This window comes from Williamwhitmania sp. (assembly GCA_035529935.1).
Taxonomy (GTDB): domain Bacteria; phylum Bacteroidota; class Bacteroidia; order Bacteroidales; family Williamwhitmaniaceae; genus Williamwhitmania.
Genome location: DATKVT010000189.1, coordinates 1 through 12,090 on the forward strand (window position 1 = coordinate 1; position 12,090 = coordinate 12,090).

Annotated in this window: 9 protein-coding genes and 1 riboswitch; of the genes, 5 read left to right on the top strand and 4 right to left on the bottom strand. The window is 46.7% G+C overall.

Annotated elements, in window-relative coordinates; translation table 11 throughout:
- Window positions 1-343 precede the first annotated feature (343 nt).
- The gene (locus VMW01_14645; GenBank protein ID HUW07484.1) at window positions 344-916 is read left to right on the top strand and encodes a hypothetical protein; all 573 of its coding nucleotides are present in this window, start codon (window positions 344-346) and stop codon (window positions 914-916) included.
- Window positions 917-1,176: 260 nt separating this feature from the next.
- Here VMW01_14645 and VMW01_14650 read toward each other — a convergent pair whose 3' ends face one another.
- The 4 genes from VMW01_14650 to VMW01_14665 form a co-directional block, all read right to left on the bottom strand.
- Window positions 1,177-1,392: a DUF6485 family protein gene (locus VMW01_14650; GenBank protein HUW07485.1), complete on the bottom strand. Its 216-nt coding sequence runs from the start codon at window positions 1,390-1,392 to the stop codon at window positions 1,177-1,179.
- Window positions 1,393-1,404: 12 nt separating this feature from the next.
- Complete coding sequence (locus VMW01_14655) at window positions 1,405-2,781, bottom strand: LPP20 family lipoprotein (protein HUW07486.1); 1,377 nt, start codon at window positions 2,779-2,781, stop codon at window positions 1,405-1,407.
- Window positions 2,782-2,793: 12 nt separating this feature from the next.
- Window positions 2,794-4,176, bottom strand: coding sequence for a hypothetical protein (locus VMW01_14660; GenBank protein ID HUW07487.1), 1,383 nt, complete (start codon window positions 4,174-4,176; stop codon window positions 2,794-2,796).
- A 93-nt stretch (window positions 4,177-4,269) separates the two neighbouring features.
- Window positions 4,270-4,926 carry an HAD family phosphatase gene (locus VMW01_14665; protein HUW07488.1) on the bottom strand — a complete coding sequence of 219 codons (657 nt, stop codon included), beginning with the start codon at window positions 4,924-4,926 and terminating at the stop codon, window positions 4,270-4,272.
- Between the two features lie 252 nt (window positions 4,927-5,178).
- A riboswitch (SAM riboswitch) is annotated at window positions 5,179-5,283 on the top strand.
- Window positions 5,284-5,659: 376 nt separating this feature from the next.
- On the opposite strand from VMW01_14665, the gene VMW01_14670 reads away from it, so the two are divergent.
- The 4 genes from VMW01_14670 to metH all read left to right on the top strand — a co-directional run.
- The gene (locus VMW01_14670; GenBank protein ID HUW07489.1) at window positions 5,660-6,985 is read left to right on the top strand and encodes an aminotransferase class I/II-fold pyridoxal phosphate-dependent enzyme; all 1,326 of its coding nucleotides are present in this window, start codon (window positions 5,660-5,662) and stop codon (window positions 6,983-6,985) included.
- Between the two features lie 11 nt (window positions 6,986-6,996).
- The gene (gene metX / locus VMW01_14675) at window positions 6,997-8,046 is read left to right on the top strand and encodes a homoserine O-acetyltransferase (GenBank protein HUW07490.1); all 1,050 of its coding nucleotides are present in this window, start codon (window positions 6,997-6,999) and stop codon (window positions 8,044-8,046) included.
- Window positions 8,047-8,073: 27 nt separating this feature from the next.
- Window positions 8,074-9,324 carry a homoserine dehydrogenase gene (locus VMW01_14680; GenBank protein HUW07491.1) on the top strand — a complete coding sequence of 417 codons (1,251 nt, stop codon included), beginning with the start codon at window positions 8,074-8,076 and terminating at the stop codon, window positions 9,322-9,324.
- Window positions 9,325-9,429: 105 nt separating this feature from the next.
- Window positions 9,430-12,090 (top strand): methionine synthase (metH, locus tag VMW01_14685; protein ID HUW07492.1); only part of this gene is annotated, 2,661 nt, incomplete at its 3' end.

Below are 12,090 nucleotides of genomic sequence, written 5' to 3' on the forward strand. Positions count from 1 at the left end.
GTGAATAAAATTCACAAATAAGAGCACAAAAGAAAACAGAACAAACAAGAAACTCATTCATACAAAGATTGAGATTTATAGAAACTGAAAGTGCCTGCAATAAAATTGCAGGGTTTTAACCATTATCTAGGATAATAAACCTAACTTATCGTAATAGAACTGAATGTTGCCACCCTTTCAGTTATTAGTATCCGTCTATCCGAATAAGTGGAATTTCCACCTATAATCTCAGTCTAAAACCTCAACGTTAAATTACCTTAAATGAAGAAATATTGGCCTCCGAGGTAGGGTATTTGGAACAATACTTGTAATAATTGCAAAACAAAACTAAAACAACAGAGCCATGAAAACAACAGTTCGGTTTACAATAATGGCCATAATAGCATTTGCTATGACCCTTGGAAATGCTGAAGGTCAGAATGTGAGAAGAGAAAGAGACCAGAAGGACCATAACAAAAATGTGGCTAAAGAGAGAGACCATAGGGACCGTAACGAAAATGTGGTTAGAGAGAGGCACCATAATGACCGTGACCGTGAGGTAGTAGCAGTTAGACGATGGCATCATCGCGGCCGAAGGGTGGAGGTTTTCCATCCGGTTTGGGGTCCAAGGCTGGCTTACCATCACCGCTGGGTTTACTTTCCTCGCTACAACTTTTACTGGGACAATGTTCGAGGAATGTATGTTTACTTGAACCATAACGCATGGATTGTTAGCGCATCGGTCCCATCGTTTGCAGTTAGAATCAACCTGAATACAGCAAGAAAGGTTGAGCTGCCCGACCAATCAGATGACATAGACAATATTCAGGATCAAAACAGCCAGCATGTTTCGCTCTACAGGGCGCAGGAAGAACAGCAGCAGCAACCGCAACAACAGCCTGAGCAAAATCAGCAGCAGTATCAGCGTCAGCGTTAAACTTTGTTTATTTTAGGTGATCAAGTTGGGTAAATTAGGTTGAAAACCCTCTATGGTGAGAGCCATTGGAGGGTTTTCTTTTAGGTTAAAATTCTAGACCAAATCGTATCACAGCCACCAGCGTATTGGGTAGGAGTTCGTTGATACAGGGCTGTGGCAGGTAATGAAAAAAGAGACGCAAACTATTGCGTCTCTTTTTTCTCTAATATTCTTTAACTTCTCTGACTCCATTAACTTCTTTTACTTCTTCTAAAAATAAATTACTTCATCAGAAATCCCGTGCCCCTCTCCTCCACCACGGCAATGAAGTTGGCGATGGAGCGGTCGTAGCCTCGCTCCACATCATCGGGGAAGTAGCATGCTGGCAACTGTCCCTTTTTCCGATGGTAGGCCACACACTGGCAGCAGTTACCCTTTCGGGTGCATGGATATGAGCAGTTACAGCCTTTAAGGTTTTGAGCATTTTGACACTCCATGGCTTCGAAGATTTACCGTTTCACAATAATATCATGAATTTGTGTCCAGAGGTAACCTCCCAACTTTTCGGCTTGTCGCTTCATGGCATCAGCCCCTGCGCTAGTCATGTTTAAGTTTGCAGCGGTGGTTCCAGCCAGCTGTTGCGAAAACAGCACATTTCCCTTGTTGTCCTTTAGCTGAATAGTTCCAACCACCTCGGCATAAACTAGGCTCCCCGACTGGTTACGCAGAACCGTTTCGGCTTGAACATCCAGCACAAAATCTCCACTTTGAGCATCTGAAGCAAGATCAATGCCATCGCCATTGAGCAGGCTAATGAGCTTCGATGCAAGAGGTCGATCGGCAAGAATCGTTCCTTGATTCTTCTCCACCGAACTTACAAACACCTTTGGCTTAATAACCTCGATGGAAATGTAGGCTGGAGACGGATTGAACTTCTCCGACAATCGTCTGAAGTAGCTGTCGGTGGTTGCTTCGGCAGCCATACCAGGCCAGTCGGCCTCGGCGGTGAAGGTTTCAATCCCTTTTGCTGAAAAAATATTGTCGAGCGCGTAGCCTGCCTTTCCCTTTTCGTTGGTAAGCACGGTTGCGTTACGCAGCGGCTTGGCCGTAAAGGAAAAAACCAATGGAAACTGCTTTAAAGGATTACCACCTGTAGTAGCAATAAATTGAAGCTTGTCAGAGGATAGGTTCTCACCTGCCTTTACAGAGAGTGATTGCTGAACAGCCGCTATTTTTATGCTATTTACCAAACCAGTAATTGCATCGAACAGCTCATTTCCCAAGAGTATCGATTTCCCGTTGTAGATGGTCTGCAGCGGCTCGCCAAGGTAGGCTTTCATGCTCTCCAACGCCTTTATGTAGTTCATAAAAGCGTTCTTAACATCACCACTATTCTTAAAGTTGTTGCCTCGTTCAAAAAGGTCGAGACCACTGGTAACAGCGGCATCCCTTTTCTTGGCCTGAATGTCGGCCCACGTGGCTTTCGACAGGCGGTAGTAGCTCCATACGCTGGTATTATCCTCGTAGGTATCCACTAACTCGTAGCCCTCCAAATCCTTTTGCGATTCGGCCTGTATGGTAGAGGTAAAATCTTCTGAAAAGCGCAGCGACGACTCAAACTGGTGCAGCACCGAGCTGGTAGAGATGGATACCGAGATCTCGCTAGACATATCGGCCAACGCATTATTCTTCGACGATTGGCGATAGGAGTTCACATCGCCAACCTTTGGTGCACGTCCTACCCCAACGTAGTAACCGGGAATAGAAGGTTTGCTCTGCACCCAAGCTGGTGGAGGTGGAACATTCTCACTTGCCTTTTTGGATGAAGAACAAGCTAATAGGCCCGCAAGAGTCGCAATTACAAACAGGTTTCCACGTATCCTCATAGCAAAATTGTTCTAGTGACCTTCAGGGTTATAAGCATTGAGCTTAGCAGCTACGCTCTTTGCAATAAAGCTAGCCACCTCATCTTCGAGATCGTCGGTGTTTCTTAGCTGCTGACGACCACTGAGAAGTGAACTCAACTGGCTTATGCTGTTTCGGTTATCGTATACTGCATCGTCTGGCATTCTTCTTTCGAAATGCTTCCAGTAACCTGGAACCAGCTTACTTACATCACCATTGTATACAGCGAAGTGAACCATATCTTTGGCAGTATAGGTAACCACATCGGTAACCAGCACTGCTCCGGTCTCAACTGAGGTGAGCTGATACTGAAATGTACAGGAAGCTGTAGACGTTTGATTATACTCCTTATAGCGGGTCTTAACATAGTACGGAACAAGAATATTCTTCTTTTGAGCAGTATCATACTTGTTCACCATCTCCCTAACCCAACCGGGCATCTCCTGCACCTGCATTCGGCCGGGATCTGTGTCCACACTAACCAGTTTGCCTGTAAGAATGGCCTTAGCACCAAGCAAGTTGCCTACCTCAATATTGGAGTTGTTGCTAAGGCTTATCATCTGCTCTTGTGTCAGCTGCTGGCGGTTGGCCTCGTCCACAACCACCAAAAAAGGATTGTTCAACGCATTTACCGAACTGGTAATAAGGGAAGCCAGCTGAGTAGCAAATCCAGCATCGTTCATATAGGCTGCAATAGGTTTAATGCCTATGGTAATAAGTGCTTTGCGCCGTGCCTCAGTCTTAAGATCGTTGCTATTCTTGTAGCTGCCATAGGATTTAATAAGCTGATCAAAGTCGGCATAAGCCTTTCGGTTGAGATTCGATTGCATGGCCTGTAGCCCGTCGCGGTAAATTGGCTCAGCCATTGCTGTAATGAGAAGCTCATCGCTCTTTTCATATCCCGGTTCTAGCTGCTTAACCTCCTGAAGGAGCTGAGCGGCCTTGGTGAAGTTCTCATCATCGAGAGCAAGCTGTGCCTCTGGATATATCTGTTTTAGATAACGAGACTTAGCATCATCAAAGAGTGATTTGTAGCGCTCCGGCTGCTGCAGGTTAACCCCTACCGCTGAAACCTTGTTGGCATATGCCTGCGCATCGAGATAGTTGTATACGGCATCCTTCATGCTGCCGTTATCGTAGGCCTTACTAAAATCAATAAACTTGTGGTCGAGCACCATCTGACCATTTTTCTTCAACCCCACCAATGCATCAACATTGTTATGGTTTGCATAGGCCGATTGATAGTAGGCATCAGCAGCCTGCTCGTATAATCCCTGACTTTCGAGCTTTGCCCCTTGCTTTGCCAAACGCTTAGAGGCACATGAACTTGCAATAACAGCAACTGAAATAAGAAGGATGGGTAAAATTTTTTTCATAAGGCAATTTTTTTTGAGATTGGCTCGCTAAATGTAGCACTTCTCTCATAACCATGCAAAATTTTTATGGACAGCTGAAGTAGATACTAGCTCCTATGCCAATGAGAGAAGCAAATCTGGACTGAGATTAGTAAGTGACGAAACAACCAACTCGGCAGTCGTTAAATTTTGCCCTAATGAAACATCGGACTGCAGGCCAACACATGCCATTCCAGCTGCCTTTGCTGCAAGTACGCCATTAGTGGAGTCTTCAATAACAACGCAGTTCGAAGGATTAACACCAAGCCTTTGCGCGGCCAGAAGAAATACTGCAGGGTTTGGTTTTGCCAATGCAACCTCCTCACCACTTGCTAATGCCTTAAAATACGTGCCAATGCTGAATTTACGAAGCACGAGGTCAATATTGGTTAACGAAGAAGAAGATGCTAGAGCAATGGGCACACCATAATTATACAAACTTTTAAGCAGCTCCTCGGCACCGGGAATAAGCGAAACCGAACCATTTGCAGCCAAAGCCTTCAGGTAGCGCTCCTCCTTAATGGCAACATAGTAACCAAGCTCCTTGGGCAGCTTGAATTCGGCTTTCAGCTGTGCCCACATGCCAGCGTTCGATGTTCCGGTAAACCGATGCTGCTGCTCGGGTGAAATGGTCATTCCAAATTCGGTAAACATCTCCCGCTCCACCTCCTTGTGAAGCGGTTCGCTGTCCACAATCACCCCATCCATGTCAAATATTACCGCCTTTACCATTCTGTTCACCATTTTAACTGTTACCCACTGGCTACTTATCCAATGTTAGCAGGAATTTAATCACTGCATAATGCACACCACAAAAATGGGAAATTATACTTTACGGAATGCTATCAGTTGCCATGTTGCACAAACAGGATGGTTTGAATTCTGAACTGCTGTTTCTACAATTTTTTCATCATTCCCTTGTTCTAACAAAATATTTTTATATTTGTCCCTGCAAAACCTCGAACCATTCTGTAAAGATGGTTTGAATTATAAAGAAGAGTGGAGAGAACAGGCTCTGTGAAGCTCTAGCAACCCCTCCCGGTTGGAGAAAGGTGCTAAAACCTGCCCAAGAAAAGGGAATTATAAATCAGAACCAAAAGCAATGGATTTACAGAATCTTCCACAAGCAACAAATCATCAAGTTCAGCTAGCTGCCACTAAGCAGCCCAGCAATATTTTGCATTTCACCTCCCGTCGAATGCGAATGTGCCGCGTCAACCGAATGCGGTAGAACCTTCCTTTTACCATACCCAAGGTCTCCGCATCATCCGCTAAGGATGGCTTGGATTCTTATATCCATGCAGCATTGCAAAGGTTTTATTTCACTGTTTTTCAGCCATTCACATTTCAGAATTATGATATCGCTACACACTGCTTTAACCACCATTGTGCAACCACGTTGTAAAGGATTTATGCCCTGTGGGGCAAATAGTAGATACCATTTTGTGCCTCAGATAGAGTGCAAATGAAACGGATTGTAACCATCAACATTAACTTAAAACAGAAAACAATGTCAGCATCATATAAATTTGAAACGCAACAGGTGCATGGAGGCTACACTCCAGAACCAACAACGGGTTCCTGCACCGTTCCCATCTACCAAACCGCGGCCTACGCATTTAAGGATTCGAACCACGCCAAGGAGCTGTTTGCGTTGGAAAAGGAGGGCTTTATCTATTCTCGAATTGGCAACCCAACGGTAGATGTGCTCGAGAAGCGAATAGCCCTGCTAGAAGGTGGCGCTGCAGCACTGGCTGTTGCTTCCGGGCAATCGGCACAGCTGCTTGCGCTTACCACCATTGCAGCCATTGGCAACAACATTGTGGCATCGCCATACCTCTATGGAGGTACCTTTACCCTGCTCAAGGATTCGCTAACCCGCTTTGGCATTGAGGCACGTTTTGCCAAAAACGACTCAACCCAAGAAATTGCCCGTCTAATTGATGAGAAGACAAAGGCGGTCTACGTTGAAACTATCGGTAATCCGGGATTTGCCGTTCCAAACTTTAAAGAGCTAAGCGCGCTTTGCCAAAGCCATGGCATTCCACTAATTGTTGACAACACCTTTGGTGCAGCGGGCTACCTATGCCGACCCATCGATCACGGTGCAACCATTGTGGTGGAGTCGGCAACCAAGTGGATTGGTGGACACGCCAACAGTATTGGTGGAGTTATCGTTGATTCCGGTAACTTCGACTGGACAAATGGAAAATTTCCACAGGTTACCAACCCCAGCCCCGCATACCACGGGCTTAACTTTCCAGAGACATTTGGAAAGCTGGCCTTTATTGTTAAAGCACGCGTGGAGGGGCTGCGAGACCTTGGCCCATGCCTTAGCCCATTCAATGCATTCCTCCTTCTCCAAGGACTGGAAACACTTTCGCTCCGGGTAGATAGAATAACCCAAAATGCATTGGCGCTGGCTCGCTGGCTAAGCAACCATCCCAAAGTTGAAAAGGTTTCCTATCCGGGACTGGAGGGCCATCCATACCATGCAAATGCCAAAGAATACCTACAAAATGGATTTGGAGGAGTGCTTTCGTTTACGGTTAAGGGCGGAGCGGAAAAAGCATCGAAGGTGGTTGAAGGGTTGAAGCTGGTAACCCACTTGGCCAACGTTGGTGACGTACGAACGCTCATTATTCAGCCCTCCACCACCACGCATCAGCAGCTCAGCGAGCAGGAACAGGCTGCTGCTGGAATCGACTTCAACTTACTCCGCGTATCGGTGGGAATAGAGAATATAGTGGACATTCTCGCCGACTTCGACCAAGCATTGGCTAATGCATAATACCCGATACGATGAAACGAACCGATACTATTACCACTACAAACTTTTCACTCGAATGCGGAGAAACACTTCCATCCGTAAACATCTACTACCAAGTGCTTGGTGATATTCAGCAGCACCCCGATAAGGTGGTGTGGATTTGCCACGCACTAACAGCCAACGCCGACCCATCGGAATGGTGGCCGGAGGTGGTAGGAGAAGGAAAGCTCTTCGACCCGGCAACAACACCCATTATATGCGCTAATGTAGTTGGCTCGTGCTACGGTTCAACTGGTCCAATGTTGCCTAACCCCGCAACGGGAAGACCATACATGCTTCAATTCCCTATGGTCACGGTGCGCGACATGGTAAAGGCACATGAGCTGCTAAGGCAACATCTGGGTATTAAAACCATCGACATGCTGGTAGGCGGCTCCATTGGTGGATTTCAAAGTTTAGAGTGGGAATGCACCCATCCCGGCACGGCCAACCATTTGGTGCTCATTGCCTGCAGCGCCAAGGCTTCGCCATGGGTGGTAGCATTCAACCAGTCACAACGGTTAGCGCTTAAGGCCGACCCAACCTTCGATCGTCAGGAAGAGGGTGGCGGCAAAAATGGGTTAAAGGCAGCGCGCAGCATTGCGCTGCTCAGCTACCGTGGCAGCAAAGCCTACAACCTTAGCCAAAAGGAAAGCAGGAGTGAAATTCTAACAGGATTTAAAGCCGAGAGCTACCAAAACTACCAAGGGGAAAAGTTGGTTAACCGGTTTGACGCCTACACCTACCATACGCTCACGCGTGCCATTGATTCGCACAACGTGGGAAGAGGTAGAGGTGGCCTGCAAAGTGCGCTGGCACTGGTGAAGGCCAAAACGCTGGTTGTTGGCATCGATAACGACATTCTTTTCCCACTTGAAGATCAGCATGAGCTGGCGGCCCACATTCCTCAGTCACAATTTGTGGAAATTCACTCCGACTTTGGCCACGATGGCTTCCTGCTTGAATGGCAGCAGCTGGAGAATGCCATTAAACCGTTCATTGAAAAAACTTACAAGCCGGTGACCTCTGCGTTAAGCAAATAGGACGAAAATCGGCGCAAAACAAGCAAAATGGAAACAGCAACTATAGATGAAGTAACCGTTCAACCGCGTCATATAACCAGCATACAGCAAACCATAGGACTATTTGGGTTTGGTACAGTTGGGCGTGGATTATACCAAGTGCTGGAGAGTTCGCCCACAACTAGGGCAAAGATTAAGCAGGTGTGCATCAAGAATCCAGAAAAGGAGCGTGGCATAGGCGCAAAGCTATTCACCACCGATGCCAACCTTATACTAAATGACCCTGAAATAAATCTGGTAGTTGAACTCATCGACAACGCCGATGAAGCCTACCAAATTGTGAAAGCAGCGCTGGAAAGGGGAAAAAGCGTTGTGTCGGGTAACAAAACAATGCTTGCCCATCACCTGGAGGAACTCATTCTCCTACAGAAAAAAACAGGGGCAGCCCTGCTCTACGATGCCTCCGCCTGTGGAAGCATTCCAGTAATCAGAAACCTCGAGGAATACTACGATAACGACCTGCTTCTCTCCATACAGGGGATACTCAACGGCTCCACAAACTTCATCCTCACGCGAATTTTTCAGCATGGCGAAAGCTACGCCTCTGCCCTTCAAAAGGCGCAAGAGCTGGGGTTTGCCGAGAGTAACCCCATCTTCGACGTTGAAGGATTCGATGCGCTCTACAAGCTCATAATCCTTGCAGTTCATGGGTTTGGAACCTACGTGCATCCCAAAAAGGCATTTCACTGCGGTATATCGCACCTAACTGATTTCGACATTCAGTATGCCAAGGAAAAGGGCAGGAAAATTAAACTGGTGGCAAAACTCACCAAACTTAATGCTACAAACTTTACACTTTACGTAATGCCTCGCCTGGTCACACCCGACGAATACATCTACAACGTGGAGGAGGAATACAATGGGGTGGTTATTGAGGGAGCCTTCTACGAAAAGCAGTTCATGTTTGGAAAAGGGGCAGGTGGATTTCCAACAGGTTCCGCCGTGCTTTCGGACATTACAGCCCGTTTTCACGATTACCGATACGAATATAAGAAGCAGAAATACTTTGAACCACCACTGTTTACCAACGAGGTTTTGGTAGAGGTTTACCTACGCTACCAAAACCTTCTAGACCTTAGCTTGTTTGAGTTTGAGGAGATATCGGAAAAGTACTCGGGCAAACAGCACAGCTGGATTGTTGGAACCATTAAGTTGGCTAACCTCCAGAAATTACAGGAACTGCTGCCACGACTTGATGTATTTCTTGCCACAACCGGAAAAACAGAGTATCTTAAGTAAAATTTTTTTTACCATTTTCTGCGTTTTAATTCTACACTAAATTGGCAGGAATATTGCGTTATAAATAAGTGTATTAAGAGCAAAGCAGAATGTAAATACCATAAAATGGACAAGCATACTTCCATCCAAAAAGTTATTAAGGAGAAGATACTCGTACTCGATGGAGCCACCGGCACCATGATTCAGCGCCATAAGCTAACCGAAAACGACTTTAGAGGGGTACGATTTAGCGCTCACCCTAAATCGCTGAAAGGAAATAACGACCTGCTGGTGCTTACCCAGCCTCAGATTGTGGAGGGTGTGCACAGAGCTTACCTAGAAGCCGGAGCTGACATTATAGAAACCAATACCTTTAATGCCAACCGAGTTTCGCAAGCTGACTACGGCTTGGAAGCCTTGGTTTATGAGCTAAACAAGGAGGCTGCACGCATTGCTCATGGCATTGCGGCAGAGTTTACCAGCAAGAATCCACAAAAGCCGCGCTTTGTGGCAGGCTCCATGGGGCCAACAAACAAAACAGCTAGCCTTTCTCCTGATGTTAATAACCCGGCATACCGTGGCGTTACTTTCGACAACCTTGTGGACGCCTATGCCGAACAGGCTAAAGGACTCATTGATGGTGGAGTAGATATTTTATTAGTAGAAACCGTTTTCGATACCCTGAATGCCAAGGCTGCCCTCTTTGCCATTGAGCAGGTGCTTGATGAGAAGCAACTCCAAATTCCAATCATGGTTTCTGGCACCATTACCGATGCCAGTGGAAGAACACTCTCTGGCCAGACGCTTCAGGCATTTATCAATTCTGTTTCGAATGCGCCACTGCTAAGCATTGGTTTAAACTGCGCCATGGGTGCAAACCAGCTCCTACCCTTCCTTGCTGAACTTTCGCAGAATACCGAATTCTTTGTGAGCGCCCATCCCAATGCCGGTTTGCCAAATCAACTTGGTGAATACGAGGAAACTGCACAGGAAATGGCCAGCGTGGTGGAGCAATACCTGCAGCGCGGATTGGTGAATATTGTGGGTGGATGCTGTGGAACTACACCAGCCCACATAGCCCTTATTGCCGAACTCTCGCAGAAATTTCCTCCCCGTAAACCAGTTGTGCTGCCAAAATACTCCAGATTTAGCGGATTGGAACCGTTGGAACTTCGACCGGAAATCAACTTCTTGAATATTGGGGAACGAACCAACGTGGCCGGCTCCAAAAAGTTTGCCCGCCTTATTGCCGAAGGAAAATACGAGGAGGCGCTATCCGTTGCCCGTGAGCAGGTTGAAGGCGGAGCACAGGTAATCGACGTATGCATGGACGATGCCCTTATTGAGGGGGAAAAGGCCATGACCACCTTCCTCAACTATGTGGCTGCAGAACCAGACATCTCGCGCGTTCCTGTAATGATTGACTCTTCCAAGTTCAGCATTATTGAGGCCGGACTGAAATGCGTGCAGGGAAAATCCATAGTAAACTCCATTAGCCTAAAGGAGGGTGAAGAGCAATTTGTTGCCCACGCAAAAACCATTCGTCGCTATGGTGCCGCCATGGTAGTAATGCTTTTCGACGAGAAAGGACAGGCTGCATCCACCCAACACCGAATTGAGGTAATCCAGCGAAGCTATAATCTGCTTGTATTAAAGGCCGGAATCAGGCCTGAAAATATCATATTTGATCCCAATATTCTAGCCATCGGTACCGGTATTGCCGAGCATGCAAACTACGCCGTAAGCTTTATTGAAACCTGTAAGTGGATTAAGGAAAACCTTCCGAGGGTAAAGATTAGCGGTGGGGTGAGCAACCTCTCCTTTAGCTTCAGGGGAAATAACACCATTCGCGAAGCCATTCACTCCGTTTTTCTCTACCATGCTAGCAAAGCAGGTATGGACATGGGCATTGTGAACCCATCCATGCTCATGATCTATAGCGAAATTCCTGCCGGCCTGCTTCAACTCACCGAGGACTTGGTGCTCAATCGACGAAAAGATGCTACAGAACGGCTACTGGCCTTTGCCGAGAATCTGCACGATGAGAAACAGGAAAACGTAAAGCAGGATGAATGGCGAGATGGTCCGGTGGAAAAACGGCTTTCCCACTCCTTAGTGAAAGGAATTACCACGTTCATTGCACAGGACACAGAGGAGGCACGGCAGCAATTTACCAGTGGGCTTGACGTAATTGAGGGGCCACTAATGGATGGAATGAAGGTTGTTGGTGAACTTTTTGGATCAGGAAAAATGTTTCTGCCTCAGGTGGTTAAGAGTGCACGGGTTATGAAAATGGCCGTTAGCATTCTTCAACCCTACATTGAGGAGGAGCGAAAGCAAGGTAAAATGATGCAATCGGCAGGAAAGATTTTACTTGCAACCGTAAAGGGTGACGTGCACGATATAGGAAAAAACATTGTGGGTGTTGTGCTCTCGTGCAATGGATTCGAGATAATCGACCTTGGGGTAATGGTTACCACTGAAAAAATAGTGGAGGAAGCAATAAAACAGAAGGTTAACCTAGTTGGACTTAGCGGACTGATCACACCATCGCTCGACGAAATGGTCCAGGTGGCTAAGGAGATGGAGCGACAGAAACTTTCGATCCCGATTATGATTGGTGGTGCCACAACATCAAAGCTTCATACAGCCCTTAAGATAGACCCAGAATATAGCGGCGGTGTTGTTCATGTGAAGGATGCTTCACTTGCTGCCATGGTGGCTTCCAGACTTATAAGCGACAAAACGAGGAAAGAATTTATTCAAGATACACGAAGCGATTACAAA